Annotated in this window: 27 protein-coding genes and 1 riboswitch; of the genes, 12 read left to right on the forward strand and 15 right to left on the reverse strand. The window is 60.8% G+C overall.

From position 1 onward, the window contains the following. Window positions 1-17: 17 nt before the first annotated feature. The 9 genes from ACQUSW_RS12865 to ACQUSW_RS12905 all read left to right on the forward strand — a co-directional run bounded on the left by ACQUSW_RS12865 (window position 18) and on the right by ACQUSW_RS12905 (window position 9,091). Complete coding sequence (locus ACQUSW_RS12865) at window positions 18-692, forward strand: 4-carboxy-4-hydroxy-2-oxoadipate aldolase/oxaloacetate decarboxylase (protein WP_428932710.1); 675 nt, start codon at window positions 18-20, stop codon at window positions 690-692. 30 nt (window positions 693-722) lie between these two features. Beyond that, entirely contained in the window at window positions 723-1,817 is a 1,095-nt protein-coding gene (locus ACQUSW_RS12870; RefSeq protein ID WP_428932711.1) for a M24 family metallopeptidase, read from the forward strand. Between the two features lie 16 nt (window positions 1,818-1,833). Next, the gene (locus ACQUSW_RS12875) at window positions 1,834-2,619 is read left to right on the forward strand and encodes an aldo/keto reductase (protein ID WP_428932712.1); all 786 of its coding nucleotides are present in this window, start codon (window positions 1,834-1,836) and stop codon (window positions 2,617-2,619) included. A 262-nt stretch (window positions 2,620-2,881) separates the two neighbouring features. Continuing rightward, complete coding sequence (locus ACQUSW_RS12880) at window positions 2,882-3,829, forward strand: ABC transporter substrate-binding protein (protein ID WP_428932713.1); 948 nt, start codon at window positions 2,882-2,884, stop codon at window positions 3,827-3,829. Between the two features lie 39 nt (window positions 3,830-3,868). Further along, complete coding sequence (locus ACQUSW_RS12885; protein ID WP_428932714.1) at window positions 3,869-4,966, forward strand: ABC transporter substrate-binding protein; 1,098 nt, start codon at window positions 3,869-3,871, stop codon at window positions 4,964-4,966. A 65-nt stretch (window positions 4,967-5,031) separates the two neighbouring features. Continuing rightward, window positions 5,032-6,237, forward strand: coding sequence for an MFS transporter (locus ACQUSW_RS12890; protein WP_428932715.1), 1,206 nt, complete (start codon window positions 5,032-5,034; stop codon window positions 6,235-6,237). Between the two features lie 135 nt (window positions 6,238-6,372). Beyond that, window positions 6,373-7,122 carry an SDR family oxidoreductase gene (locus ACQUSW_RS12895; RefSeq protein WP_428932716.1) on the forward strand — a complete coding sequence of 250 codons (750 nt, stop codon included), beginning with the start codon at window positions 6,373-6,375 and terminating at the stop codon, window positions 7,120-7,122. Between the two features lie 29 nt (window positions 7,123-7,151). Then, the gene (locus tag ACQUSW_RS12900) at window positions 7,152-8,357 is read left to right on the forward strand and encodes an aspartate transaminase (RefSeq protein ID WP_428932717.1); all 1,206 of its coding nucleotides are present in this window, start codon (window positions 7,152-7,154) and stop codon (window positions 8,355-8,357) included. Window positions 8,358-8,392: 35 nt separating this feature from the next. Further along, entirely contained in the window at window positions 8,393-9,091 is a 699-nt protein-coding gene (locus tag ACQUSW_RS12905; RefSeq protein ID WP_428932718.1) for an SDR family oxidoreductase, read from the forward strand. Between the two features lie 15 nt (window positions 9,092-9,106). Here the strand turns inward: ACQUSW_RS12905 and ACQUSW_RS12910 are convergent, their stop codons facing one another. From ACQUSW_RS12910 to ACQUSW_RS12950, 9 genes are all read right to left on the reverse strand, one after another. Beyond that, a complete protein-coding gene (locus tag ACQUSW_RS12910; RefSeq protein ID WP_428932719.1) occupies window positions 9,107-10,120 on the reverse strand; it encodes an isopenicillin N synthase family dioxygenase in 1,014 nt (337 codons plus the stop codon). A 96-nt stretch (window positions 10,121-10,216) separates the two neighbouring features. After that, complete coding sequence (locus ACQUSW_RS12915; RefSeq protein WP_428932720.1) at window positions 10,217-11,428, reverse strand: aminotransferase class I/II-fold pyridoxal phosphate-dependent enzyme; 1,212 nt, start codon at window positions 11,426-11,428, stop codon at window positions 10,217-10,219. Beyond that, on the reverse strand, window positions 11,429-12,094 hold the full coding sequence (locus ACQUSW_RS12920) for a methionine ABC transporter permease (protein ID WP_428932721.1): 666 nt from the start codon (window positions 12,092-12,094) through the stop codon (window positions 11,429-11,431). Next, window positions 12,091-13,053: a methionine ABC transporter ATP-binding protein gene (locus tag ACQUSW_RS12925; protein ID WP_428932722.1), complete on the reverse strand. Its 963-nt coding sequence runs from the start codon at window positions 13,051-13,053 to the stop codon at window positions 12,091-12,093. The genes ACQUSW_RS12920 and ACQUSW_RS12925 overlap by 4 nt, the downstream gene beginning before the upstream one ends. Window positions 13,054-13,115: 62 nt before the next feature. Continuing rightward, window positions 13,116-14,141 carry a MetQ/NlpA family ABC transporter substrate-binding protein gene (locus ACQUSW_RS12930; RefSeq protein ID WP_428932723.1) on the reverse strand — a complete coding sequence of 342 codons (1,026 nt, stop codon included), beginning with the start codon at window positions 14,139-14,141 and terminating at the stop codon, window positions 13,116-13,118. Between the two features lie 50 nt (window positions 14,142-14,191). Continuing rightward, a complete protein-coding gene (locus ACQUSW_RS12935) occupies window positions 14,192-16,453 on the reverse strand; it encodes an MMPL family transporter (RefSeq protein WP_428932724.1) in 2,262 nt (753 codons plus the stop codon). Between the two features lie 27 nt (window positions 16,454-16,480). Beyond that, complete coding sequence (locus ACQUSW_RS12940) at window positions 16,481-17,371, reverse strand: HAD-IIB family hydrolase (RefSeq protein ID WP_428932725.1); 891 nt, start codon at window positions 17,369-17,371, stop codon at window positions 16,481-16,483. Next, window positions 17,372-17,788, reverse strand: a complete 417-nt coding sequence (locus ACQUSW_RS12945) for a riboflavin kinase (RefSeq protein ID WP_428932726.1) — start codon at window positions 17,786-17,788, stop codon at window positions 17,372-17,374. It lies immediately after the preceding gene. A gap of 8 nt (window positions 17,789-17,796) precedes the next feature. After that, on the reverse strand, window positions 17,797-18,297 hold the full coding sequence (locus ACQUSW_RS12950) for a flavin reductase family protein (protein ID WP_428932727.1): 501 nt from the start codon (window positions 18,295-18,297) through the stop codon (window positions 17,797-17,799). Between the two features lie 100 nt (window positions 18,298-18,397). Here ACQUSW_RS12950 and ACQUSW_RS12955 point away from each other — a divergent pair, with 100 nt between their 5' ends. Beyond that, window positions 18,398-18,976 (forward strand): PadR family transcriptional regulator, encoded by a 579-nt coding sequence (locus ACQUSW_RS12955; RefSeq protein WP_428932728.1) that lies wholly within the window; start codon window positions 18,398-18,400, stop codon window positions 18,974-18,976. A gap of 56 nt (window positions 18,977-19,032) precedes the next feature. Here the strand turns inward: ACQUSW_RS12955 and ACQUSW_RS12960 are convergent, their stop codons facing one another. The 5 genes from ACQUSW_RS12960 to ACQUSW_RS12980 are packed head-to-tail and all read right to left on the reverse strand — an operon-like array spanning window position 19,033 to window position 24,111. Continuing rightward, window positions 19,033-19,905: a PfkB family carbohydrate kinase gene (locus ACQUSW_RS12960; RefSeq protein ID WP_428932729.1), complete on the reverse strand. Its 873-nt coding sequence runs from the start codon at window positions 19,903-19,905 to the stop codon at window positions 19,033-19,035. Further along, the gene (locus ACQUSW_RS12965; RefSeq protein WP_428932730.1) at window positions 19,902-21,266 is read right to left on the reverse strand and encodes an NtaA/DmoA family FMN-dependent monooxygenase; all 1,365 of its coding nucleotides are present in this window, start codon (window positions 21,264-21,266) and stop codon (window positions 19,902-19,904) included. The genes ACQUSW_RS12960 and ACQUSW_RS12965 overlap by 4 nt, the downstream gene beginning before the upstream one ends. Before the next feature lie 49 nt (window positions 21,267-21,315). Continuing rightward, entirely contained in the window at window positions 21,316-22,167 is an 852-nt protein-coding gene (locus tag ACQUSW_RS12970) for an ABC transporter permease (protein ID WP_428932731.1), read from the reverse strand. Next, window positions 22,157-22,966, reverse strand: a complete 810-nt coding sequence (locus ACQUSW_RS12975) for an ABC transporter ATP-binding protein (RefSeq protein WP_428932732.1) — start codon at window positions 22,964-22,966, stop codon at window positions 22,157-22,159. The genes ACQUSW_RS12970 and ACQUSW_RS12975 overlap by 11 nt, the downstream gene beginning before the upstream one ends. Further along, complete coding sequence (locus ACQUSW_RS12980; RefSeq protein WP_428932733.1) at window positions 22,963-24,111, reverse strand: ABC transporter substrate-binding protein; 1,149 nt, start codon at window positions 24,109-24,111, stop codon at window positions 22,963-22,965. The genes ACQUSW_RS12975 and ACQUSW_RS12980 overlap by 4 nt, the downstream gene beginning before the upstream one ends. A gap of 113 nt (window positions 24,112-24,224) precedes the next feature. After that, window positions 24,225-24,319: riboswitch (TPP riboswitch) on the forward strand. 45 nt (window positions 24,320-24,364) lie between these two features. Between ACQUSW_RS12980 and thiM the strand changes: the two genes are divergently transcribed. Together thiM and thiE are read left to right on the forward strand one after the other, a co-directional pair. Then, a complete protein-coding gene (gene thiM, locus ACQUSW_RS12985) occupies window positions 24,365-25,210 on the forward strand; it encodes a hydroxyethylthiazole kinase (protein WP_428932734.1) in 846 nt (281 codons plus the stop codon). Next, entirely contained in the window at window positions 25,207-25,842 is a 636-nt protein-coding gene (thiE, locus tag ACQUSW_RS12990; protein ID WP_428932735.1) for a thiamine phosphate synthase, read from the forward strand. The genes thiM and thiE overlap by 4 nt, the downstream gene beginning before the upstream one ends. Window positions 25,843-25,852: 10 nt before the next feature. Here the strand turns inward: thiE and thiD are convergent, their stop codons facing one another. Beyond that, window positions 25,853-26,686, reverse strand: a complete 834-nt coding sequence (gene thiD / locus ACQUSW_RS12995; RefSeq protein WP_428932736.1) for a bifunctional hydroxymethylpyrimidine kinase/phosphomethylpyrimidine kinase — start codon at window positions 26,684-26,686, stop codon at window positions 25,853-25,855. Window positions 26,687-26,751: the final 65 nt, after the last annotated feature.

The raw sequence follows: 26,751 nt of genomic DNA on the forward strand, positions 1-26,751 counted from the left end.
ACAAGAAAGAAGTAACGATGCCCCACGTCATCACCACCATCAACCGCCCCGACCAGAAACTGATCGACGGACTCGCGCAGTACTCTTCTGCCACCATTCACGAGGCTCAGGGCCGCAAGGGTGCACTGTCTCACCGCATCAAGCCCGTCGACCCGGCTATGTCTTTTTGTGGGCCCGCCTTTACTGTGCGGTCACAACCCGGCGACAACATCATGATTCAGGTCGCCATCAGCTACGCACAGCAAGGCGACGTCATTATTGTCAATGCCGGGCAGCTCGAACAGTCGGGATCATTCGGCGACGTGCTGGCCACAGCGTGCCAGTCGAAAGGGCTCGCAGCGTTTGTTACCGATTCTGGCGTACGTGACAGCGCCGATATTCGCGAAATGGGTTTTCCTGTTTTCTCCGGCACCATCTGCATCGACGGGACAGTAAAAGAAACCCTCGGGCTCATTAACCACTCACTGTCGGTGGGTGACCAGATCGTTGAACCGGGCGACATTCTGCGCGGCGACGCCGACGGCATCGTCGTGGTCAAGCCCGATGAGGCAGAAGAACTCATTCGCCTGTGCCAAGAACGTGAAGACCACGAGGCAGAACTGCGCGAACGGCACCGCCGCCGCGAAGGCGAAGTCATCGAGCTGCACGGACTGCTCGAAAAACTTAAAGACAAGGGACTGACGGTCGAATAAACCGCGTCTTTACCGTCGAAAGGTTTTCTCATGAGCAATGTCGCCATGCAGGCACCCCAGGAACGCTGGGAACGAATAGCAAGAGAGGTCGAGCGGTCGGCCCTCAACGCAGTCATCGTCACAACACCCGGGAGCATCGCCTTTGCCACGGGCATCGATCCGCGCACGTTTATTGACCGGCGGGCAGCTGTGGCTGTCACATCCGACAGCGCGGTCGTTATTGCTGCCGACTGCGACCTCCCCGCCATCCAGACCAGTGGATTCACCGGCACAGTCGTCACGTGGCCACGCTATGAGGGCGCGGCGGGAAGAGCCCGCGCCCTGACCTCTCTCGGCCTCGATGCCACCACGCCGACGCAGCATGGCATCGGTGCTGCAGACGCTGAGGCCACAGCAGTGGTGGCCCGAGCACAGCGCACGAAATCAGACGACGATGTTGCGGCGTTGCGCACGGCAGCCAATGTCACCGATGTGGCCTACACGGCAACCGTCGACAGGCTGCATCCGGAATTACGCGCCTATGAAATTGTTCGCAACGTTGATCGGTCGATCCGAGCGATGGGCGACGGCGCAGCATGGAGTCTCGACGAGGCCGACGCCGCACTCGGCGCGACCACTGTTTTTCCGCGTGAAGCAATCGTGGGTCTTCTTGATCGTGTGCCAGAATCCGGCGTGCTTGATCGCATGCATCCGCTACCGTTCCAGTTGCATCCGCTCGAAGCGGGCTGGATGGGCGCCTCGGGCACCACGGTGGTGTTTCGCGAGCCCGATGCTCGCCTTCGTTCCACTGCGGCGTCAGCAGCGGAAGGGCTTCGCCGTGCGATCGAAGCGCTCTCACCAGGAACCACGGGAGCCGAGATTCACGCCACGTTTACTCAGCACGTCGGTGGGGTCGAGGGTGCCTACCTTGTTGGATTCGAGTCGGGCATGGGGCCCGGGCCGCTTGCTGTTGGCCCGGCGTGTTCCCGCCCTCTCGAGGACCGTGAGGTGCTTGTACTACGCGCCGGGGCGCCGGGCGCTCATGGAGCTCCAGGCGTGTTCTTTCAGACGACCGTGCTGATCACGCCGCAGGGTTCCGAACGGCTCGACACGGTTATTCCCCTGCGACTCATCGAACTGTACTGAGGCGGATGAATTCACTATGAACACTGTTTCTGTTCCCATAACGAAGCTCGCCAGCGGCACTCCGATGCCGCTTATCGGATACGGCACCCACCCATTGCGCGGTGAAGATGCCGCTCGTGCGGTGACCACCGCACTGGAGGTCGGCTACCGCAGCGTTGATACCGCCACGCGGTATCGCAACGAAGACGGAGTGGGTGAGGGCGTTCGCCGGTCGGGGGTTGACCGAGGCGAGGTGTTTCTCACCACCAAGCTGCCGCCCGATGCCGTGGGGCGTGAGCGAGAAACACTCGCGCAGAGCCTCAAAAGTCTGCGGGTCGACTACGTTGATCTCTGGCTTATCCACTGGCCTCCGGGCGGTAGCGCTGGCGTCAAAGCCTGGGAGGCAATGATCCAAGCGCGGGAAGAAGGGCTCGTTCGAGCCATTGGCGTGAGCAACTATTCTCTGCGGCTGCTCGATGTTCTTCACGAGTCCACCGGCGTTTATCCCGAGGTCAATCAGCGCCAGTGGAGCCCTGTGCATTTCACCAACCGGATGCTGCGCGGCTGCCATGACCGTGGTGTTGTTGTGGGTGCTCATAGCCCCTTCCGCAGTGCTCGATTAGACGACCCCGTGCTGTCAGCCATCGCCGGGCGCTATGGAGTCTCGCCGCGGCAGGTCATTGTGCGCTGGAACGTACAGCACGGAGTTGCCGTGGTACCCAAATCGGCCCATCGCGAGCGTATGGCCGTGAACCTTGCCGTCGACTTCACCTTGACCGACGACGAGATGCGCACCATTGATGAGTTGAGCGAGGTGGGCTGAGTCTTGTCGAGAAGGTAGATATTATATAGAATGTAGAAAATGAGTCGACAGTGAGGTCGGACTCCGCCCGTTCGCGGAACCCCTGAACTCGTCGACACCACGTTGAAGCGAGAGGTGTAGTGAAGTGAACACAATCAGTCCACGCGCATCGGTCTGTGCCCTACTAACGGTGGGAGTTCTAGCGCTCACCGGATGCGGCAGCACTAACACCCCCGCTCCTAGCGGCGCCGATGACGACGCACTCTCCGGATCGATCAACTTCATGGCTTACACCAGCATTTGGGAAGAGGCGTATCAGGAGGCCGTTATTCAACCCTTCCTCGATGCGCATCCGGGAGTGAGCGTTAATTACGTTTCCAAGCGCACATCAGCAGAGATGCTCAGCGCGCTTCAAGCAGAAAAAGCAAACCCCACAACCGACGTCGTCATCATGGACAGCACCGTATCGGCATCCGCCAATACGCAGGGAATTTTTGAAAAGTTTGATGAGTCAGCTGTCCCCAACCTCGCCAACGTGAAGGAAGAATTCCTTGACCCCGACGGGTATGGCCCCTACGTCATGCTCGACGCCATCGCCCTGCTCTACGACACCGAGGTCATTGACCAGGCGCCCACGAGCTGGGAAGTGCTGTGGGACCCGCAGTACGCCGGACAACTTAACATCACGGCTCCCCCGGCGCTCGGCGGCATCGCTTTGACCGCCATCGCCGCTTCTATGGAAGGAGAAGATTACACCGAGAGCATCGATAAGGCGCTCGTAAAATTGAAAGAACTGGCACCCAGCGTGCAAACGTGGGCACCCAACCCCGACGAGTACCAAAACGTCATCAGCGGTCAGACCGTGATGGGTATGGGCCCCAGCGCACGCGCCCAGTATTACACCGACCAGGTCGACGGCAAGCTCGGAATCGTGTTCCCCACCGAAGGAACGACATACCAGATCAACACCGTCAATCTTGTTGAAGGCTCCGACAATAAAGCCGTAGCCGAAGCGTTCATCGATTATTCGCTCTCACCCGAAGCGCAACTGGCGTTCGCAGAACGCATGTTTTATGCGCCCTCCATTGATGTCGACGTTCCCGCCGACATCGCAGCGCGCGTCGTCCCCACCGACGGCTCGCTTACGATCATCCCGCTTGATAATGACTTCCTACACACAGCCCGTGACGAATGGACTGACATTTGGAAGCGCGAAATCATTCGTGGCTGACCACACCACACATACCCTCACCAGGAAGGTAGACATCACATGTCTCTCTCAAAGAACAGCCGTTTTCGGCTCGCTGGCGTCGCAGCAGGCGCCACAGTACTCGCCCTCGCGCTGAGCGCCTGCAGCGGCGGCAGCAGCGCACCCTCCGGTGGCGACGGTGACGATGGGATCTCCGGAACCATCAACATCATCGGCTACTCGGGAATCTGGGAGCAACGCTACACCGAGGCTGTTATCCAGCCTTTCCAAGATGCTCACCCCGGCGTGAATGTCAACTATGTTGCCAAGCGCTCCTCCGCCGAAATGCTCAGCGCCCTGCAGAGCCAGGGCTCACGCCCCGGAACCGATGTTGCGATCATGGACCAATCGGTGGCACAGAGCGGCAACGAGCAGGGCATCTTTGCCAAGCTCGATGAGTCGATCACTCCCAATATTGCGAGTGTCAAAGATGAGTTCCTCGACCCCGACGGTTTTGGTCCTGTCTTGCACCTTGACGCCATCGGCATTCTCTATGACACCGAGGTCTTCGACAGCGCTCCCACGAGCTGGGAAGAACTGTGGAACCCGGAGTGGGCGGGCAAGGTCAACCTCATGGCCCCACCGTCGCTGCTCGGGCTTGCGGCAACCGCCGCGGCCTCAACCATTGAGGGCGAGGACTACACACAGTCGATCGACAAGGGCGTTGCAAAGCTAAAGGAACTAGCACCCAATGTGCAAACATTCGCGCCTAACCCCGACGAGTGGCAGAGCATTATCACCGGCCAGACCGTGATCGGCATTGGCCAGAATGCTCGCGGGCAGTACTACGCCGATGAGAGCAACGGCAAACTCGGCATCGCCTTCCCCGAAGAGGGCACCTTCTACCAGTTGAACACCATCAACCTGGTTGAGGGCGCACCCAACGAAGAGGCAGCCATCGCGTTTGTTGACTACGCGCTCTCGGCAGAGGCACAGCTGGCCTTCGCGGAAGCACTGTACTACGCGCCGTCAGTCGAGGTAGATATTCCTGCCGAAACCGCCGACCGCATCATCGCCACTGACGGATCGATCAAGATCCTTCCGTTCGACGTTGACTTCCTCGCCGGTGTCCGCGACCCGTGGACCGACATCTGGAAGCGCGAAATCATCTCGCAATAACACCACTCCAGGGGCCGGGCGAACTATTCGCCCGGCCCCACTTTTTTGGCAAGGGGGTCGTCCAGTTGACGCGCTCACGGTTCGGGATCCTCGCTTTCACCGCTATTGTGCTCTCCGCGCTCAACCTGCGCACAGCCGTTGCTTCACTGTCTCCTCTCATCGATGCCATAGGCGCAGAAATCCCGCTCAGCGCCAGCATCCTGTCTGTTCTCGGCATGCTGCCACCCCTGTGCTTTGCCATAGGTGCCCTAGCAACACCTCTTATTACGCACCGCATCGGCATTGATAAAGCGATGCTGTTCAGTCTCACGGCCCTCGCACTCGCCCTCGCGTTGCGGGGCGGTGCTGTTCACAGCCCCATGCTCATCGCGGCGAGCGCGCTTACTTTCACAGCCCTGGGCGTGATGAACGTGCTCATGCCGGCACTCGTAAAGGCGCATTTTCCTCATCGCATAGGGCTCGTAACAACCGTGTACGTCACCCTCATGTCGGTGGGCACGTTCTTGCCCCCGCTCATTTCTCACCCCATCGAACAGCGATGGGGTTGGCGAGTGTCGCTCGGCCAGTGGGCCCTACTCGCGCTTATCGGCGCTCTTGTGTGGCTCACTCTCACCGCGCGGCAGCCGCGCACAACAGGGCATGCGGCGCTGCCGCTCCCCCGCCGTCCAGCCACAGTGCGCTGGTCGAACCCGATTCTGTGGGGTGTTATAGCGCTGTGCGCGGGCCCGGGATTTATCGCCTACGCGCTCTTTCTCTGGTTGCCGCCTATGCTCCATGATCTCATCGGCGCCAGTGCCACGACGAGTGGAACACTTCTCGCACTGTACGCCGCTATGGGCACTCCTGCCGGGCTCGTTGTTCCGGTCATCGCGGCGCGAACACAGCGCAGCGGGCTACTCATCGTGGCGGGTGGGCTGTTCTTCGTCGCCGGGTTCGCCGGTTTTCTTACGGTCCCGGCCAGTGCACCATGGCTCTGGGCGTCACTGACCGGAATGGGGCAGATGCTGTTCCCTCTCTCACTAACGCTCATTGCGTTGCGCACAAGAACCGTCGAGGGCGCCGTGTGGTTGGGTAGTGCCTCGCAATCGATCGCCTACACGATCGCCGCTACGGGCCCGCTCCTCATGGGTGCCGTGATGGTTCTTACGGGAAGCTGGGCACCCAGTCTCATTGCGATGATCGTCGTGGCCGTACTCACCGTGGGAATCGGGCTGCTCGCCGCACCTCGCCGCTTTCTCGAAGACTCACCCACCCTCCGGGGCGAAAGATAACGCAATCGCTATGGGCATATAGAGAACAGGGATAACCGAACCGATGCGGAACTCTCGCGCGCAACCTAGCGTGGAGTCGACGCAGTGCACTGGGCACGATCTAGGCACTATTGAATCTCTCGGAGGAGGACCGACGTGACGTTGGAGAAATATCGCACGGCTCTTGTGACCGGCGCATCAACCGGAATCGGCGCCAAGCTGGTCGAACGGCTCACCGGCGCTGGCCTAACCGTGCACGCTATTGCCCGCGACGCTTCACGACTCGATGAACTGGCGCAGCGCACAGGTGCTATTCCTCATGCGCTCGATCTCGGCGATACGGCTGCCCTCGAAGAACTCGTACCCACCCTCGAGGTTGATGTTCTCGCCAATATCGCTGGTGTTTCACGCATGGGCAACGTTCTTGACTCCTCCCGCGACGATATCGACGCTCTCGTCGACATCAACCTCGCCGCCGTTCTCCACCTTGTTCGTCTCACACTGCCGGGGATGGTCGAGCGTGACCGCGGCCATATTGTCAACATCAGCTCCATCGCCGGGCATTACAACTTTTTTGGCCACACCGCCTACCACGCGACAAAAGCAGCGGTACACCAGCTTTCGCGCCAGATTCGCAACGACGTGCTGGGCCGCCGCATCCGGGTTACTGAAATTTCACCCGGCCGTGTCGAGACCGAGATTTTTGCTCGCAACCTTGGTGGCAGCCCTGAGGCCATCGCCGAGGCTCACAAAACCTATTTCGAAGGTTACGAGTCGCTCACCACCGACGATGTCGCGAACTCGATCGAGTTTGCGCTTCGTTCACCCGAGCACATGAATGTGGGGTTGATCGAAATCATGCCCACCTATCAGGTGCCCGGCGGACTCACCTTCGACCGTCACTAATTCCCACCGCTCACGTCAACGAGGACACCATGGCCATCACAATCGCCGACCGCGTCAACCGTATTCACGAATCAGCCAGCGGGGCTGCCGCTCAGCGTGTGCGCGACCTGCGCGCACAGGGCGTGCCTATCGTGAGCCTTACTGTTGGCGAACCCGACTTCGATACGCCCGACAACATTAAGCGCGCAGCCGAAGAGGCCCTTGCCGCTGGAGACACCAAATACACGCCGGTCAACGGCACCCCCGAGCTGCAACAAGCCATCCTTGACCGCATGCGCACGCGCACGGGAGTAAGTTACACACCCAGTGAGCTTGCTGTGGGTGGCGGCGGCAAGCAGGTTATTTTCTTAGCGCTCATGGCCTCAGTGCAAAAGGGCGACGAAGTTATCATTCCCGCCCCCTATTGGGTGTCGTACCCCGATATGGTGCTGGCTAATAACGGTACTCCCGTGATCGTTGAAACCAACGAAAGCGATCGTTTTTTATTAACACCGGATGCCTTAGACCAGGCGATCACTGACAATACGGCGTGGCTCATTCTCAACACCCCGAGCAACCCCACAGGCGCCGTCTACTCTCGTGCCGACCTTGAGTCGCTTGCTGAAGTACTGCGTCGTTACCCTCACGTCGGTGTGCTGACCGACGAAATATATGACGAGCTTTTTTATGGTGAAGGGCAGATTTCAGCGCTCATCGAAGTGGCCCCCGACCTGCGTGACCGTGTTGTTACGGTCAACGGGGTGTCCAAGACATACGCGATGACGGGGTGGCGTATCGGCTGGGGAATTGGTCCGGCCGAACTCATCGGTGCAATGAACAAACTGCAGTCACAAATTTCTTCATGCACGGCATCGGTCAGCCAGGCGGCCGCCGTTGAAGCACTCACAGGCGACCAAACGTTCGTGCACGAATCGCGCGACGTCTATCGTCGCCGTCGTGATCTCGCTGTTGACGGCTTCAACAGCATCCCGGGCCTCAGCTGCTCGACACCCGAGGGCGCCTTCTATGTGTACGTCAACTGCAGCGGTGTTATGGGCAAAACAGCACCGGATGGCAGCGCGATCGACTCTGACGAAGCCCTCACCATGTACCTGCTGAACGAAGCTCAGGTGGCCGTCGTGCACGGTGCTGCTTATGGCCTCTCGCCCTACTTTCGTATCTCCTTCGCCACGAGCGAAGAGATCATCGAACAGGCTCTCGGTAGCATCCGGGACGCCCTGAGCAAGCTTCGCTAACTCCGCACTGTCTACTTCGCACGAAAGTAAAATATATGCCTCAGTCTGACCCGAATCGTCCTGTAGCGCTCGTCACCGGTGGCACGGGAGGGATCGGTAGCGCGATCGCGCGCAGCCTCGCTTCGACGCACTACGTGCTGGCGATTGGTCGCAAGGTCAGCAAACTCGCCGACCTTGCCTCCACGCCCCATATCGAGCCGGTTGCTCTCGACCTGCTCGATCTTGAAGCAACCTGCTCGTATATCAGCCAGCTGTCTCGCCTCGACGTGCTGGTGCACTCCGCGGCGGTCAGCGATCGATTTACGGTAGAAGAAGCGGATGCCGCTGAGTGGCGTCACCAGCTCGAGCTCAACGTGGTTGTACCGGCCGAGCTGAGCCGGGTGGCTCTGCCCCTCTTACGTGCATCTCAGGGCCAGCTGGTATTTATCAACTCTGGTGCCGGGCTACGCTCGTACCCCACACACACGCTCTACTCGGCAACGAAGTTTGCTTTGAAAGCTCTCGCTGATGGGTTGCGTGGAGAAGAGCGTGAGCACGGTGTGCGCGTGGCCACGGTGCATCCGGGCCCCACTGACACACCGATGCTCGCGGGTGATCTGCGCAAAGCCGACCGCGAATATGAGTCAGAAAAATACATTCAGCCTGACTCGATTGCGTCAACGGTGCGGCTCATTGTCGATGCGACAGCCGATGCGCAGATCACCGATATTGTCGTGCGCCCCCGGCTCGAATAGGGGCGCCGGGCGTAACTACGCCACCGGCGTCGCCACGAGGTGCGGGTAGTGTTTTTCGGCCACGTTAGGGTGTGAGCGTAGACGGGCAAGGAAAGCGTTTTCGCCGTACGACTCGAGGATCGGGTTGTCTTCGCCGTACGCTTCGATGCCGCGGGCGTGTGCGGCCAGCTCCGGTGGCAGTTCGAGCGTGGGCACGGTCTGGTCGAGTTGCGGGTTGTAAAACAGCGGCACCGAAATACGGTCGTCACCTGCAGCGGGTGAAATAACGCGGTGGATGGTGGCGCGGAGGTAGCCGCCGGTGGCTCGTTCGAGCAGTTCACCGATGTTGACGACGAGTCCGCCGGGTGCGTAGGGAATGTCGGCCCATTCGCCGTCGACTTCGACTTGCAGCCCGCCCTTGCCGGGTTCGATCCACAGCAGTGTGATCATGCCGGAGTCTTTGTGACCACCAACGCCCTGTCGGTCGCCCTCGTCTTTTCCGGGGTAGCGAATCACTTTAATGAATGTCTGCGGTTTGTCGCCGAAGGTGGGGTCCAGTGCGGCCGGGTCGAGTTGCAGAGATTCAAGCCAGGCGTGCAAGAGGCGCACGGCGATGGCGTTGACCGTCTCACGCCAGTCGGTCAGCACGGTGCGGAATTCGGGCAGCGAGGCGGGCCACTGGTTAGGGCCGTCGAGGCGCAGGTATTCGGGGTCACCGGACTGGAGTTCACGGGCGGGACGATCGGGCCCCAGGTCGATCTGTTCACGCCAGTCGACTCGGCCCTGTGTGCGTTCGCCGCCGACGCGGGTATAGCCAAAGAAGTGCGGCGAGTGGCTGTTTTCAATCGCCAGTTTTTCTTCTTCTGGCAGGGCAAAAAATTCTCGGGACACACGAAGCAGGTCGGCCTGCAGGGCATCGGGAATACCGTGCCCGGTCAAAACAAAGAAGCCGATGTTGTGGGTGGCGGAACGCAGGTCGTCAAGAAAGCGGGCCCGCGCCTCGGGACCCTGCTCGAGCTGCGAGATATCGAGGACGGGAATCTGACTCATAGTCGCCACGGTAGTCAGCAACGGCGGTCTTGTCGCTGTTTATTACTGCGCGTGACTCACTGTTTCACTGTGCGACACAGACCGTAAACAATGTCGTCACACCACGGCGCCGGATGCTACAGATGGGCCAGTGAAATCTGCCAGTCGCTGCAACATTTCGGCCAGGGTTTCTTCATCGTGTACGAGCCCGATACGAATGTGGCCGCGCCCCTGGCTACCAAAACCATCACCGGGTGCCACTGCTACGCGCTGCTCTTCGCGCAGTCTGTTCGCGAAGTCGATGGCGTCGCCTCCATAGGGCACTCGCGCCCACACAAAGAAGGTGCCTTCGGGTTGCACGACGTCCCATCCGAGTTGGCGAAGGGCGGCAACTACCTGGTCACGGCGGCGCTGATAGACGGTGACGAGTTCGTGAGCGGCGTCTTGGTTGGCACTGAGTGCGACGGCCGCGGTTTCTTGCAGGGCGCCGAACATCGTCGAGTATGCGTGGCGCTGAAACGCTTTCATGGCGTCGATGATCGATGCATTGCCCGCCGCCATACCGCAGCGCCACCCGGCCATCGAATACGTTTTCGACAGTGTTTGTAGTTCGACGGTCGCACGCAGCTGCGTGTCGACGGCGAGGGCCGATAGGGGCGTTTGTCCGTTGAATCCAAGCGACGAGTAAGCAAAGTCATGGATGAATGCGGCACCGGTCGCGGCAGCAAAGTCGAGCGCTTCAGAGAAGATGCGGGTCGTGGCGAGGGCACCGGTGGGGTTGTTGGGATAGTTCAGCAGCAGCATCCGGGCATCTTTTACTTCGCTGATGCTCGACCAGTCGGGGGCGTATTCCGGATGCCGCAGCACAAGCGGTGCCACGTGCGCTTGGGCGAGGCTGGCCGCCGAGCGGTACAGCGGATAGCCGGGGTCGGGAAGAACAACCGTGCTGCCGGGGTCGGCCAGCGCCTGTACGGAGGCGAGGATGGCTTCGTGGGAGCCGTGGAATACTGCCACTTCGGTTTCGGGGTCGACCGTCACGCCGTGGTCGACGCGATACCGTTCGGCTACGGCCTGACGCAGACTCGGCCGGGCCTCGTACGAGGGGTACCTATGGTTACGGGGCTCGGCCACCTGTGCCTGCATGGCGGCGACGATGTGTTCGGGTGTGGGGGTGTCTGGGTTGCCCTTCGACACGTCGATCACCCGCGGTCCGGGCTGTGCTGCCAGCCGCGCAATCGCGGCATCCATTTCGCTCCAAAAGTTGGGCGGCAAGATCGCAACGCGCTCGGCAGGCGAGAATACGCGCTGTGCTGCAGAAGAATCGGTCATCTATCGCTTCCGGAATCGGCGTGCCAGAGTGTTTCCGGCGAACTGAATAATCATTACCAGTGCGATGAGCGTGGCACAGGTGAGCAGCATCGCAAAACCGTCGTAGCGCTGGTATCCATAAGAAATTGCGACATCACCGATACCGCCCGCGCCGACCGTACCGGCCATGGCTGAGGCGTCGATGAGTCCGACGGTGGCGATCGTCACGGCAAGAATGAGCGACCCTCGCGCTTCGGGGAGCAAGAATCGCCAAAATATTTGCCACGGTGTCGCACCCATCGCACGGGCTGCTTCGATGACGCCACGAGGCACTTCGAGGAGCGAATTTTCTACCAGCCGCCCGATATAGGGCGAGATCATGACGGTGAGCGGAACAATCGCCGCCCACACGCCAATCGACGTACCGGCAATGAGTCGAGTAAACGGCAGGATCGCTACCAGCAGCACGATGAATGGCAGAGCCCGAATAACGTTGACGACGGCACCGAGCACCGCGTAGACCCACCGGTTTTCTACGATACCGCCGGGCCGGGTAACAGCCAGTGTCGTGCCGATAATCACACCGAGAATCGACCCCAGCGCCAGGCCCCATCCGAGCATCGTGAGTGTTTCGGCGAGCGCACGAAAAAAGAGCTCGGGTGTGATGAGCGTCCACTTGTCATTCATGCTTCGAGGTCCTCTACGCTCACAACACGGTCAGCCAAATAGGTGCGTGCGGCCGCTACCTGTTCGGGTGTGCCGTCGACCTTCACGATCATTTGTCCCACCATGCGGTCATGTATTTCGGTCATCTCGGCGTGCAGCATGTTCACGTCGACGCCGATCTGCGTGATGAGGCCGTGCATGAGTGGCTGTGCTGTTTCGTCGCCCAACAGCAGCAAACGCCACAGACCTGCGGAGCCCAGGTGGTCGATCACCTGGCGGGGCACTTTTTGTTGAATGATTGAGCCGACAAAGTCGCGCGTGATGGGCTGCTGTGGTCGCACAAAAACGTCGAGCACACTGCCGTGCTCAACCACCTGGCCCGATTCCATCACGGCCACTTCGTCGGCGAGGTCTTTAATGACCTCCATCTCGTGGGTGACGACAAGAATGGTGGTGCCGTATTCGCGGTTGATGTCGCGCAGCAGTTGAATGATGAGCGCTGTCGTGGAGGGGTCGAGGGCGCTGGTCGCTTCATCAGCGAGCAAAATTTTGGGGCGCCGCACGAGGGCGCGGGCGATAGCGACGCGCTGTTTTTGCCCTCCCGAGAGTTCTCCGGGGTAGGCGTCGGATTTATCGGACAACCCCACAAACTCGAGTGCTTCTTCGGCACGGCGGCGGGCCTCATCTTTTTTTGTGCCATCGAGTCGCAGTGGGATCGCAACGTTATCGCGCACGCGCACCGTGTCGAGCAGGTTGAACTGCTGAAAAATCATCCCGCTGCGTTTTTGTGCTTCGCGCAGCGCCGCGCCGTGCAGGCTCGCCACGTCGACGTCGTCGACCCAGACGTGGCCGCGCGTGGGGCGCTCCAAGCCGTTGACTGTGCGAATCAGTGTGCTTTTGCCTGCACCCGAGTATCCGATAACACCAAATATTTTTCCGGCAGGCACCTCAACCGACACGTCGCGGAGGGCCGCCGTCACAGCGACCCTCCCCGGAAATTCGCGCGTGACGCTATCGAAGACTATGCGTCCGCCACGTGCGGTCACTTATACCAGTCCGGCAGGTTGTAGCCCACATATAGCGGGTTATCTGCGAGGTACGCACCGAACTCGTCGCTCTCGTAGGCGGCTTTCAGTGCCTGTGCCCAGTCGGTGTCGACGTCTTCTGCGCGGANCACATATAGCGGGTTATCTGCGAGGTACGCACCGAACTCGTCGCTCTCGTAGGCGGCTTTCAGTGCCTGTGCCCAGTCGGTGTCGACGTCTTCTGCGCGGATGGTGACCACGTTCGAGAACTCGAGCGGCTGGTCTTCGACCGCGAGGGCTGCCGAATAATCGAGCCCGCCCGAGATAACAAAGTTGCCCTGAATGGCTGCGTAGTCGACGTCGGGCAGCGAAGGCACCTGCTGCGCGTTGTCGATCGGGGTGATGCGCAAATTATGCGGATTATCGGTGATGATGCCAAGGTCGGCCGTATTCGGGTCGTCGACGTCGTCGAAGTCGATCCAGCCGATGTCACGCAAAATGAGCAGGCCCCGATAGAGGTTTGACGGCGAATTGGGCACCGTAACGGTCGAGCCGTCAGCAACGTCGTCGATCGACGCTTTCTTGCCGCCGAACAGCGCCATCGACGGCGTGGGAATCTGCACGAGCCCCACATTGTCAATGCCCTCCTGAGCGTTAACAAAGTCGAGGTAGGTCGGATGCTGCATGATGTTGGCATCGATCTCGCCACGAGCCACCGCCACGTTCACCACAATCCCGTCGGTAAAGTCGGCGAGTTTCACCTCAAAACCCTGCTCTTCTAGCGATGACAAAATGCCCTCTTCAAACATTTGTTTATAAGGGCCGGGGTTAAAACCGATCGTGATGCTGGTGGCGGCATCGATGTCGGTTACGGGTTCGACAGCGCTGCTTTCGGCGGAGCATCCGGCTGTTGCAAGAGCAAGAGTGACCACGGCGGCGCCGACGGCGATTCTGCGTGAAAGTTTCATGCGAGGGTTCCTTCGGGTGGATACCTGAATGCGAAAGGCGCGTGACCATGGCGCCACTCGCCCACTCTTCAGCATCCGGATGCCGCTCGGGAATATGACGACACACGACGCAACAGTTCGTCGTATTACGACTTATTTTTTGCACCGCTCCGCGCAGAGGAGCGCCCCCGATCCGTTGACCGGCCCAGCGCCGATGGCCACCACACGCGCGACCCAATGTCGTACATGAGCGCCGGCACAAGCAGCGCGCGCACCAGGAATGTGTCGAGCAGCACACCGAAAGCAACAATGAAAGCTATCTGCACAAGAAACAGGATGGGAATAACAGACAGCGCAGCAAAGGTTGCCGCCAAAACGAGTCCTGCAGAGGTGATGACTCCTCCCGTAACAGACAGCCCGCGAATAATGCCGTCGCGTGTGCCATGGTGCAGTGATTCTTCTCGCACCCGGGTGGTCAAGAAAATGTTGTAGTCGATACCGAGGGCAACCAGGAATACGAAGCTAAAGAGTGGTACGGCCGGGTCGGCGCCCGCAAACTGAAACACGTCGTTGAAGACGAGCGCTGCCACACCCAGCGCGGTGGCAAACGACACAACGGTCGTGGCTATCAGCAGAATTGGCGCGACAATAGCGCGCAACAGCAGCATCAGAATGAGCAGAATAACCACGAGCACGATCGGAATGATCACGGTGCGGTCGCGAATCGATGCGTCGTTGGTATCGATAGCGGTTGCGGTGACGCCCCCGACGAGGGTTTCCGGATGCTGGTGAGCAAGCTCTGCGCGTACGTCACGAACCACGTTCTCTGCCGCCACCGAGTCGGCCGCGGCGTTGAGTGTTGCCTGCAGCATGATGCGGCCGTCGACCGTGGTGGGGTCGGGTGCAGGGGTGCCGGGCGGACCGAGGGCTTGGATGCCGTCGCTGGTGACGGGCGCTGTTCCTGAGGGCGAGTCGGCGCTGATCACCGAGACGCTGTCGATGCCATCGTGGTCGAGCAGAGTGTTGGCGACATTCTGCATGTTCTCGGCCTCGGCGACGACAACAACAGGGCTACCCGAGCCACCAGCAAAGTGCTTGCCGAGCGCTGCCTGCCCTTCGCGCGCCTGCGATGCGCCGAGCACAAGTTCGGATTGCGCGACTCCCTGCGCCTGCAACTGGGTGACGCCCAGTGCCCCAATGATGAGTACGACCGCCGTCACGCTCCACACTGCACGCGGATGCTGGCGTACGAGCGAACCGACCCTGGCCCATAGTCCATGCTGTGCCACACCATTTTCGGCGCGCACAACATCGGGCTCAAACCGTGGGCGGCGTGGCCAAAATGCTGCCCGCCCGAAAAAGAAAAGGATAGAAGGAAGGAGTGTCAGCGCAGACATCATGGCGAAAATAATGCCCACGGATGCCACGGGACCGAGTGTGCTGTTGGATTTCAGGTCGCTGAACAGCAAGCATAGAAGTCCGACGATCACTGTTCCACCCGAGGCGACGATGGGCTCCCATGCTCCGCGAAGCGCCTGCCGGGTGGCGGCGCCACGATCGTGTTCTATGCGTAGTGCTTCGCGGTAGCGCGATACGTAGAGCAGCGAATAGTCGGTGGCCGCACCAATCACAAGGATGAAAAGAATCCCCTGTGTTTGCCCGCTCAACAGGAATATGCCCGCTTTTGCCAGCCACCACACGGTAAGAAGCGCGACGGTCAACGCAAACATGCTGGTCGACAGCACGGCGATAGGGAGCAGTAGCGACCGATACACGATGATGAGGATGAGAAATACTGCCGCGAGCGCGACAACAAGAAGGAGGCCGTCGATTCCGGCGAACGCCTGCACCAGGTCGGCCGTGAAACCGGCTGGGCCTGTCACGAAGGCGTTCATGCCTTCGTCGAGCTGTTGCGCGAGTGTGTCTTCTATGTGTGCGACGGTATCAACCAGGCCGGCATCCGAGTCGATGGGCACGAAGACCTGTGCGGCCTTTTTGTCGTCAGAGAGGATGAGCGGCGATATGTCTGACGCTATGCCGCGGCTGCCGGTGATGCTGTCAAGCGCCGTCGCGAGGGTTTCTTGCTGAGCATCGGTGATGACTGTTTCGCTGGTGATCACGACGACGGCAGGAATCGCATCGACATCACTAAATTCTGGCTGCAGCTGGTGCACCTGCGTGGCCTCGGCTGATTCCGGAAGATACGAGGTTTGGTCGTTGGATGACACCTCGCTGACTTTGCCGAAGTATGGTCCGCCAATACCGGCCCCTATGAGCCAGACAAGAATGAGTACGGCAGGGAGAAGCGCGCGAATCCAGCCGTGAGCACGGCGCGTGCTTCTGTTTCGCCCGGTCTGTACGGGTGGCGCTTCGGGAAGCGGTTGAGGGCGGTGCTCCGTGGTGTTCATGAACCCTTTTCTATCGGGAGGGGTTCTTCACACACTACTGATTAGCCCGTAGCGTTCCAACGCCATTTTTATGCCGCCCTCTGCGACAGTGCCGGTGATGAAGTCGGCAACAGAGCGCAGCGATGCGGGGGCGTCGGCCATCGCTACACCAACACCGGCTTCGCGTACCATTTCGTGGTCATTGGCGCTGTCGCCTACCGCCATGGTTCGGGCAGGCGGAATACCGTGCACCGCCGCAACGTGCATGAGGGCGTCGCCCTTGTTGGTTTGCCGCAGCCCCACTTCTCCGCCGCGGGCGCCGAGGTAGGGGATGGTGCCGGTCACCGCCAAGAAGCGGGGGTCTATGGCGTCACGTAGCGCATAAAAGACCTCATGGTCGCGACCAATAAAGGTGGCCTTGGCGATGCCGGTGAGGGGTGGTGGGCCCGTGTACACAAACCGCTGTTCGAGCTGTTCCAGGTGGGCGAGGGCGCTGCGCCCGCTACCGGCCAGCTGCCGCTGTTCGCGCAGCAGGGGTTGCATCCGGTCGGCTAAACCTTCGCTGGCGTAGCTGCGGTGCTCTGCTTGCAGGGTGTATTCGAGGTCGTAGTGGCCAAACAGTTCGATCAAGTACGTAACGTCGGCTGGGGCCATGGTTTGTGTGCGGGCAAGGGCGCCCGCGATTTCGACAAAACCGCCGCTCGCCGAAACAACACCGTCGAAGCCGATGTCGAGAATTTCGTCGGATATGCCCGAGCGTGAGCGGCCGGTAGAAATATACACCCGGTGACCGCGCGCGCGAGCCTGCCGTATCGCCTGCACGGCCGAGACTGGCGGGTGGTGGCTGTCGTCAACCAGCGTGCCGTCGATATCGAGAAATACCAGCCACGGCTGCTGGCCGTGTTCTGAAGCCGGAAGGTTTTCTGTGTTGTGTACCAATCACATCGCCGCCTGCGGGTAGTGGGCGAGTAGTTCTCGTGACCGTGCCACGTCACCCGCCGCGTTGCGGATGAGATCGTCGAGGTGGCTAAATGCTGCCATTTCTCGAATGTAGGCCACGAACACCACTTCGAGCTGTGCGCCATAGAGGTCGCCCGAAAAATCGTGCAAGTAGCATTCGGCGCGCTCGGTGTCGACGTCGCCGAATGTGGGGTTATCGCCCACACTCACGGTCGCTTCTTGCCACGGTGCGCGCTCGGCGGCGTCGGCTTGCGACTCGGGTGCCGTACGCACCCATGCGGCATAAATGCCCGGCGGTGGCAGCAGGTCGTGGGTGTCGAGGTTGGCGGTGGGGTAGCCGAGTTCGCGTCCACGCCCATCGCCGTGAACAACCGTGCCCACAACGCGCCAGTGCATCCGGTTCATTACTCGCCGATGATGCGGTAGCGACTCTGGTGAAAGACCAGGGGTTCGACATCGGCGAAGGGCTGGACTTTGCGCACCTGCAGCAGCACGATGGTGTGGTCGCCGCCGGGTAGTTCTGCGTGCACTGAGCAGCTGAGCCAGAGCGCGGCGCCAGGAAAGTACACGGCGCCTTCGTCGGAGGCCTGCCATTCGATGTCGGCAAAGCGGTCGCCTTCACGGGCCGACAGTTGGCGGCTGACTCGCTCTTGTGTCTGGCCAAGGATGCTGAGGCCGATAACGGGGGTGTGGGCGAATTCTGGCCAGGTGCGCGAGGTGTTGGCAAGGCTAATAGCCACCAGGGGTGGGTCGAGCGAGATGGATGTGAACGAGTTCACGGCCATGCCGACGGGTGTTTTGTCTTCGCGCAGTGCACTGACGGCAACGACGCCGGTGGGGAATGCCGAGAATGCGCGACGCAGCTGGAGCCCAACTTCTTCGTCGGATGCGAGCTGGACAGTCATGGGAACCTCCGAATGACACGTTAGTCAAATTTGTCTAGATAACTCTAACATAAAACTCGTCAACATTGATTAGTGATCGTGCTGCCCCTACGATGAGTGAATGGCTTCCTACACCCGTCTGATCGTGCTCGGCGCCGTTTACCAGTTCCAGCCGGTGCACGGCTACTTTCTGCGGCGCGAACTGTCGACCTGGCATGTAGACGAGTGGGCAAACATTCAACCGGGGTCGATCTACAACGCGTTAAAATCGCTCACGCGCGACGGCTACATCATCGACGATGGCACCGAGACCGACGGCAAATATCCCGCTCGCACCGTCTATAGCGTCACTCCCACGGGCAAGGTAGAACTGCTCCGGATGCTGCGCGACACGCTGTGGCGCGTCGAGGCGTTCGACACCAACTCGGTCATGGCACTCACCTCGTTTATGTTTGCGCTCAGCCGCAGCGAGGTCATCGCGGGGCTCGAAAACCGCGTGAGCAAGATCGATGCGCTCATTACGACGAACTCGTTCCAGATCAAAGACACGCTGCGCTCTGAGACAACACCCAAGTACGTACGTGAGATCTTCGAGCTTTCCTCTGTGCGGTTACGGGCCGAGCAAACCTGGGCGCGTGAACTGATTACGCGCCTCAAAGACGGCGAATATGTTTTTGCCGACGAAGACGAACACGCCTAAGCCCCCGCTCCGCGGCAACTCTTAGCGTTACCAACGGCCACGGGGGCTGCAGTGGCTTAAGCGCGCACGAGCGCGTCCACAGCGCTCACCGTAAGCTCTGGCGTTTGCGCCCCGCGATGTGAGGCGACAATCGCACCGGCCGCTGCCCCGTGCCGGGCAGCCGATTCCAGTGACTCACCGCGCGCGAGCGCAGCAACAAAACCGCCACAAAACGCGTCACCCGCGCCCGTGGTATCCACAACATCGATAGCAAAGGCCGCAACCTCGAACGGCTCGGCGTCCTGCGGGTAAACGGTGAGTCCATCTCCACCGCGGGTGTGCACAACGCTCGCGCGCGAGCGCAGGGCATTGATACCGCCGAGTGCTGCGAGTTCAGAGTCATTGACGATAAGAATGTCGACGTCGTCGAGCATCCGGAGTGCATCGTCGTGTGCGGGTGCAGCGTTGAGCACCGTGACTGCCCCTGCTGCACGGCCCGCGGCCAACGCCGCCGAGGCCGCTTCAATGCTGATCTCCAGTTGCACAAGTACAACGCCCGCATCGGCAACGGCGGCCGCCGCCTGCTGAGGGGTCAGCTGCGCATTAGCACCGGGAACCACGATGATGCTGTTCTCGCCGCCGTCCAGCGACAAAATCTGAGCGATTCCACTGGGCGCCGAAGAGTCAGTAGCAATATGTGTTGGGTCAACGTGCACCTCGTGCAGGGTCGCACGCAAAAGCTGCCCATCGGCGTCGTCACCAATCGCACCGCCCATACGAGTGGCAGCCCCGCACCGCGCGGCCGCAACAGCCTGGTTCAGCCCCTTGCCGCCCGGATAGGTTCCCATACCGGCACCAAGCACGGTCTCTCCCGGCTCGGGGAGCCGGAAGAGACCAATGTACCGGTCAACGTTCAAACTGCCGACGACGCAGACCGATGCCGCACTCATGACGCAGCGGTCACCGACTCATATGCGCGAGCCGACACTGCGGGGTGGTCGGCGGGCAGTGTGGGGCTGGTCGATTCGGTCAGACGTTCACGCAGCGTACTGCCTTCGCTGGGCGCCACCACGCCACGCTCACGCAGAATCGGCATAACCTTCTCGACAAAGTCAATGGTTGAGCCGGGCTGAATAACTGGCGAGAGCAAGAAGCCGTCGAGGTTGGCGCCCTCGGCCATCGCAATCACGTGGTCGGCGACCTCTTCGGCTGTTCCCACAAACGCCTTCGAGCCCACGCCATGCTCGTGCCAGTCTTTCAGCACATCGCCCACCGTGAGGCCGGCAAAACGAGACACCTGCGACTGCGAGAGTTCGGTGTGCAGCTCGGTCATGGGCGTTTCAGGGTCGTAAGCCGAAAGGTCAAGGCCGGTAAACCACGCATACGATGCAATCGTGACCTCGGGCGTCTGAGAGGCGAGCACCTCATCGTAACGGCGCTGGGCATCTTCTTTTGTGTCACCGATAATGCAGCGGAACTCCGCCATCACCTTGACCGAATCGGCACTGCGACCCGACTCAACGGCGGCTTCGCGAATCGCTTTGCTGTGCGCGGCAAGCTGCTCGACCGTGCCACCGCCCACAAACATGCACTCGCCGTGACGACCACCGAAGGCGCGGCCTGCCGGTGAGGCGCCGGCCTGGAACAGCACGGGGGTTCCCTGCGGGCTGTAGGCCGAGTTGCCATATCCCTGGCTCGTAAAGTACGGACCCTGGTGATCAATCGTGTGCACCTTGGCCGGGTCAGCAAAGTTGCCCTGCTTGTCTTTCGTCAGTGCGTCGGGTTCCCATGCGCCCTCCCACAGCTTGTACACCAGGCGCACAAAGTCGTCGGCCATTTCGTAGCGCTCATCGTGGGCAACCATCGGCACACCGAAAGCCTTGACTGCGGTGTCTGCAGTACCGGTGGTTACGATGTTCCAGCCGGTACGGCCGCCCGACAACTGGTCGAGCGTGGCCATGCGGCGGGCAAAAGCGTACGGCTGCTCGAGCAGGGTCGACCCGGTCATCACAACACCCAGTTTCGAGGTGTGCGCCAGAATCGCCGAGGCAACAATGAACGGGTCAAGGCGCGGCAGGTCAAGCCCCTCGACCGATGCGATATCGGGGCGTTCGCCGTTAACCTCTGCCCACCCCCAGGCGTCGGCGAGGAAGAGAAAGTCGAGGCCTCCCTCTTCACACACCTTCGCCAGTGTCATCCAGTAGTCGAGCGTGTCGTACTGGTCACGCTGGTTTTCCGGATGCCGCCACGTTGCGCGTCCGCTGTCGTTTGCCTGTGCATTTTCGAATAGACCGAAGTGCAATTTCTTCACGGGTTCCTCATTTCTCCCAAAAAACTTGTTGTTGATCGCGCGGTAGCGACTACTGCGCAGTGACTTCGTCGCTCCACCAGAGCACCCGCTTGCGCACGATGGCCAGCAGGGCGATGAGCATGATGCCCATGAGGCAGAGCATGAAGATGGCAGCCCAGGTGACGGCGAGGTTGGCCTGCGCTGCCGCAGTCGTCACAAGCGAGCCGAGTCCGGCTGCTGTTCCTGCCGCAACGAATTCGGCAACCGCTGCACCGACTACCGCGAGCGGCAGGCTGATGCGCAGACCTGCGAAGAAGTACGGCATGCTGCCTGGAAAACGCAGGTCGCGGAAGATTTCCCACCGCGATGCGTGCAGGGTGTGGAAGACGTCCATCGTTCGCGGGTCAACACTGCGCAAGCCCGCCAGCGAGTTGACCAGCACGGGGAAGAACACCACGATTCCGGTCACGATGTATTTCGGCAGCATCCCGAAACCGAATGCCACCACGAGGGCGGGTGCGATGGCAATAACCGGTGTCACCATAATCAGCACGATGAGTGGCATGACGGCGCGCTCGACGATTTCGAACTCGCTCATGATCACGGCCACAACGAAGCCCAAAATAATCGCCGAACCGGCACCGATCGCCACCTCTTGCAGGGTGATGAAGAAGTTCTGCCAGTACATGCCGGGGTCGGAGGCAAAGCTGGCGGCGATCTGCCCGAAGGTCGGCAAGATATAGGGGTTGGTGACGGCCACGAGGTGCCACAGTGCACCCACGATGACGAACACGACGGCGGTGGGGCCCCACACGCGCGGGTGTGCCCAGGCCACAAACGCAAATCGCTGGCCTCCGGCACGCTTTGCTTCATTCACGGCAACGACCTGCGTTGCAGTGAGCCCATTAGATTCAGCCGACATGAGCACTCTCCTCCATCACGTCACTGAGGCGCTGACGCACATAGCCTTCGAGTTCGCGGAAGGCGTCGCTCGCATACGACTCTTCTGTGCGGGGTCGCGGCAGATTGACGTCAATAATTTCTTCGATCCGGCCGGGGTGTGCGGCCATCAGCACGATGCGGTCCGAGAGCACGATGGCTTCGGGCACCGAGTGGGTCACAAACATGACCGATTTGCGGTTTGACTGCCAGAAATTAAGCAGGCCGAGTCGCTGCTGGTCGCGGTTGATCTCATCGAGCGCCGAGAACGGTTCGTCCATGAGCAGAATGTCGGGGTCGAACGAGAAGGCACGGGCAATCGCTACGCGCTGCTGCATTCCACCCGACAGCTGTTTGGGATATTTTTCGAGCGCGGCGCCCAGCCCAAATGACCGCAGCAGTGCGTCGGGGTCGCGCAGGGTGCGGCCCTCATTGGCTTTGGGGTTAATGCGCACGGGAAGCTTGACGTTGTCGCGCACCGTCTTCCACGGCAACAGCGCGGGTGCCTGCGGCACCAGGCCGATGCGCTTGCGTTTTGCTGCTGCACGCACGCTCTCGTTACCGATCGTCACCGAGCCACGGTTGGCCTCGTAGAGACCTGCCACAACCTTGAGCAGCGTTGATTTACCGCATCCGCTCGGGCCGATCACCGACACAAATTCGCCAGGATTCACGGTGAGGTTGACGTCGCTCAGGGCGAGCATTTCTTGCCCGGGCTTACCAAAAGTCTTTACGAGGTTTTTTACTTCAACGCCGTGCCCGGCGCTCAATCCCACCGTCATTTGCTGTCTCCCTCTCCCGGCCAGATCAGGTTGCCGTTGGCGTCGTACAGGTTGGCCACAAGGTCAACGTCGATGATGTCCGTGACATCCGGAATATTCTTTACGTTTCCGTAGGCCTTCACGATGTCGGATGCCGCTTGCCACTGCTCTACTGTTTGCACACCGGGTGCGCCCGCCGTGCTGTCACGCACCCACTGCGATTCCACTTTCCACGTGCGTCTGAGCTGCTCAATGGGGAAGGCATCTCCCTGTCCGCCCTCTTTCGCCAGAGCCGCGATGCGCTCGATGCAGTCTTCTTCGTTGTCGAGGCAGTACTGCAGAGCCTTAAGGTCGGCACGCATGAAGTCGGCCACGACCTCGGGGTTCTTCTCGTAGAACTCCTTGTTGACCTCCATCACGTTGTAGGTGCCTTCGAGATCGAAGTCGGCGGGCGTGAACTCGGTGAACTCTTCGCCCATGGAGCGCAGAGTCTCGCACTGGTTCGAGGCGTAGCCAACAATTGCGTCGGGCTGGCTGCGCAGCACAACGGTCGGGTCGTAGTTGGTCATCTTGACCAGGTTGATCTTGTCAATGTCGGCGCCTGCGGCGTCGATCATGGCAACGGCCACGGGGGTGAGGTTAATGAAGTAGCCGAGCTGCTTACCCTCGAGGTCTTTTAAGTCTTTAATGTCTTTGTTGGCGAACAGGCAGAACGGCGAGGTGGTGCCGAAGGTGGCGATCGCTGTGAGGTTTTGGCTGTTGGCGGCGGCCATCAGCACGTCTTCTGCCGAGCCAAGCTCAGTAAAATGCGCCTTACCCGAAGAAACCAGCTGCTGACCGTTACCGCCAGCCGCGTTGATTTCAACGTTCAAGCACAGCTCGTCAAAATAGCCAAGCTCTTTGGCCATAAAAACGTCGAGCTGCCCGGCACTGGCCGAGTAGCCGTAGCCTGAGATATAGGTGATTTTTTCGGCCGAGTTTCGATCGCAGGCTTCTTGGCTGATGATCGAGTTCTCGGTGTTTGCTGCGGGGGCGTTGCCCGCGCCGCTGCATCCGGCAAGCAGAGCCATACCTGCGAGCGCACCGATCATCGCGAAACCGCTTCGCTTCTTTGCTGCTAAGGACACCGTCGTCCGCCTTTCATGAGTGACCTCTGGGGTAGTCAAGAACTGAGTTTACTTCAAACTAGTCAAGAAAAGACTAGTTCATCTAATCACACTTTTGTGACGGTCACACATCTCGGTCGTGAACACCTACTTCACACACCCGGTATGGTGGTCGCAGTGACACGGGGTGCCGCCGCGGCGGCTGAGAACACACCCGTAGAACCTGATCCAGTTCGTACTGGCGAAGGGAATGTCTGCAGCCCACGCTTCGGCGATAACGGCTCGTTTCTTCTTCGCCGGAAGGGAAACCACTTTGTCTGCCACCGCCATACCCATCGCCCACCGCTCGGCCACCCTACTCAACGCACTGCGCGACACAGAACCACTCGTGCACTGCATCACCAATAACGTCGTCACCAACTTCACCGCCAACGCACTGCTCGCCCTCGGCGCTGCCCCCGCCATGGTCGACGTCATCGGCGAAGCAGGGCCTTTTACCCGCGTCGCTGGCGCACTGCTCATCAACCTCGGCACCCCACAACACGAACCACGAGAAGCACAGCGCGAAGCCATCGCCGCCGCAGGCGACGCCGGAACACCCTGGGTGCTCGACCCTGTTGCGATCGGAGCGCTACCGGTACGCACCGATCTGGCGCACGAAGTTGTCGCGCAGCATCCGGCAGCTGTTCGCGGTAACCCCTCAGAAATCATGGCGCTGGCAGGCGTTGGCAGTGGCGGCAAAGGCGTTGACTCTACCGACACCACCGACAGCGCACTGCACGCCGCCGTCACACTGGCACGCACGCACAAGACCATCGTGGCTGTCTCGGGCGCCGAAGACGCCATCACCGACGGACAACGCATCATCCGCGTCGCCAACGGCAGCGCCCTGCTCACCAAAGTCACCGGCGGCGGGTGTGCGCTCGGCGCACTCGTGGCCGCTTTTCTCGCCGCACGCGGCGAAGAATCACCCCTCACCGCCGTCACGGCCGCACATATTGTGTACGGTGTTGCAGCCGAGCGTGCGGCGCAGGCTGCCAGGCATCCGGGCAGCTTTGCCGTGCACCTGCTCGACCAGCTGAGCGCCATCACCGCCGACGATATCGACGCCGACGCCCGCACACGCTTCTCGGCTGCCGAAACAGCGCTGTCGTCATGACATACGGCATCTACCTGGTCACCGACCAGGCGCTCTGCGGCGAGCGCGGAGTCATCAAAACCGTGCGGTGCGCCGTCGACGCAGGGGTGAGCACGGTACAGCTGCGCGATAAAAATTCGGATGCCGCGACGCAGCTGCGCACTCTAGAAGCATTGGCCGGTGTCATCGCCGGGCGGGCACGGCTACTCATCAACGACCGACTCGATGTTGCCGTCGCCGCCCGCCAGCGTGGCATCGCGCTCGACGGCCTGCACGTGGGGCAAAGCGACGACTCGGCACCTCGCGCGCGCGACCTCCTCGGCCCCGATGCGATTATTGGCCTCACCGCCAACACTCGCGAACACTTCAACACTGTCGCGCAGTGGCCACCCGGAACCGTCGACTACCTGGGAGTGGGCGTTATTCGACCCACCTCAACAAAACCCGACCACCCGCCCGCACTCGGCATAGACGGTTTCGCGCAGCTGGCTGGCACGAACACCGTGCCGTGCGTCGCTATCGGGGGCGTGAAGCTCAGCGACATCGCTCCCCTGCGCCGGGCCGGCGCGGCAGGTGTTGCCGTCGTATCAGCCATCTGCGCAGCCGACGATGCCCGCGCCACCGCCGACGCATTCGTTCGCGCGTGGGGTTAGCTACGTGGGGTTAGGCCCCCGCGGCCCACAGTGCATGAAAATGGTGCACGGGGCCGTGGCCCGAGCCCACGTCAAGCGCATCGGCATGCTGCAGCGCAGCAGTCAGGTATGCCTTCGCGGCACGCACGCTCGCGGCCATGTCGTGTCGCGGTAGCAGCGCAGCGATGGCGGCCGACAGGGTGCATCCGGTTCCATGATTGTTATTCGTGTGTACGCGCGTGGCAGTGAACTCTATCGGCTGCTCGCGCGTGCCCGTATGGCTCAGCAGATCGGTGCTGGTCGGCGCGTCGGGCAGATGCCCGCCCTTCAGCAGCACCCACGGCGCACCGATTTCGTGCAGTGCCGGAACAATCTCGCGCATTTCTGTCAGGCTTGTCGCTGCGCGCGCCGACTGGGCGAGCACGGCGGCTTCCGGCAGATTCGGGGTGATCACGGTCGAACGCGGCACCAGCAGTTCGCGCACGGTGGCAACGGCATCCGGTGCCAGCAAATGGTCACCACTCTTTGCCACCATTACCGGATCCACAACCACTGGGCCATGCTCGTACCGGTCGAGAGCTTCGGCAATAACCGCTGCGATTTCGGCATTCGCAACCATTCCGATCTTGACCGCATCCACCCGCACATCATCAAAAACACTCGCTAACTGGTCGGCAACAAATGCCGGCTCCAGCGCAACAAAACTGTGCACACCCCGCGTGTTCTGCGCCACCACAGCCGTAATCACACTCATGCCATAGGCGCCCTGCGCCGAAAAAGCCTTGAGGTCGGCGTGAATACCGGCCCCACCCGTCGGATCTGTTCCGGCAATCGACAAAATATTCGGTACAGCTGCAGTGCGCATATTTTCTCCGCTCACGCCGAGACGCAACGCAGAAGTGCCACACAATCCCGGATGCTGCACAACAG

Origin of the sequence: Microbacterium luticellae, assembly GCF_050408645.1 — a bacterium.
GTDB lineage: Bacteria > Actinomycetota > Actinomycetes > Actinomycetales > Microbacteriaceae > Microbacterium.

Bases quoted from the DNA above. Each gene is read 5' to 3' on its own strand.
- ACQUSW_RS12865 (WP_428932710.1), top strand. From the start codon at position 18: ATGCCCCACGTCATCACCACCATCAACCGCCCCGACCAGAAACTGATC.
- ACQUSW_RS12870 (WP_428932711.1), top strand. From the start codon at position 723: ATGAGCAATGTCGCCATGCAGGCACCCCAGGAACGCTGGGAACGAATA.
- ACQUSW_RS12875 (WP_428932712.1), top strand. From the start codon at position 1,834: ATGAACACTGTTTCTGTTCCCATAACGAAGCTCGCCAGCGGCACTCCG.
- ACQUSW_RS12880 (WP_428932713.1), top strand. From the start codon at position 2,882: ATGGCTTACACCAGCATTTGGGAAGAGGCGTATCAGGAGGCCGTTATT.
- ACQUSW_RS12885 (WP_428932714.1), top strand. From the start codon at position 3,869: ATGTCTCTCTCAAAGAACAGCCGTTTTCGGCTCGCTGGCGTCGCAGCA.
- ACQUSW_RS12900 (WP_428932717.1), top strand. From the start codon at position 7,152: ATGGCCATCACAATCGCCGACCGCGTCAACCGTATTCACGAATCAGCC.
- ACQUSW_RS12905 (WP_428932718.1), top strand. From the start codon at position 8,393: ATGCCTCAGTCTGACCCGAATCGTCCTGTAGCGCTCGTCACCGGTGGC.
- ACQUSW_RS12910 (WP_428932719.1), bottom strand. From the start codon at position 10,120: ATGAGTCAGATTCCCGTCCTCGATATCTCGCAGCTCGAGCAGGGTCCC.
- ACQUSW_RS12915 (WP_428932720.1), bottom strand. From the start codon at position 11,428: ATGACCGATTCTTCTGCAGCACAGCGCGTATTCTCGCCTGCCGAGCGC.
- ACQUSW_RS12920 (WP_428932721.1), bottom strand. From the start codon at position 12,094: ATGAATGACAAGTGGACGCTCATCACACCCGAGCTCTTTTTTCGTGCG.
- ACQUSW_RS12935 (WP_428932724.1), bottom strand. From the start codon at position 16,453: ATGAACACCACGGAGCACCGCCCTCAACCGCTTCCCGAAGCGCCACCC.
- ACQUSW_RS12945 (WP_428932726.1), bottom strand. From the start codon at position 17,788: ATGCACTGGCGCGTTGTGGGCACGGTTGTTCACGGCGATGGGCGTGGA.
- ACQUSW_RS12950 (WP_428932727.1), bottom strand. From the start codon at position 18,297: ATGACTGTCCAGCTCGCATCCGACGAAGAAGTTGGGCTCCAGCTGCGT.
- ACQUSW_RS12955 (WP_428932728.1), top strand. From the start codon at position 18,398: ATGGCTTCCTACACCCGTCTGATCGTGCTCGGCGCCGTTTACCAGTTC.
- ACQUSW_RS12960 (WP_428932729.1), bottom strand. From the start codon at position 19,905: ATGAGTGCGGCATCGGTCTGCGTCGTCGGCAGTTTGAACGTTGACCGG.
- ACQUSW_RS12970 (WP_428932731.1), bottom strand. From the start codon at position 22,167: ATGTCGGCTGAATCTAATGGGCTCACTGCAACGCAGGTCGTTGCCGTG.
- ACQUSW_RS12975 (WP_428932732.1), bottom strand. From the start codon at position 22,966: ATGACGGTGGGATTGAGCGCCGGGCACGGCGTTGAAGTAAAAAACCTC.
- thiE (WP_428932735.1), top strand. From the start codon at position 25,207: ATGACATACGGCATCTACCTGGTCACCGACCAGGCGCTCTGCGGCGAG.
- thiD (WP_428932736.1), bottom strand. From the start codon at position 26,686: ATGCGCACTGCAGCTGTACCGAATATTTTGTCGATTGCCGGAACAGAT.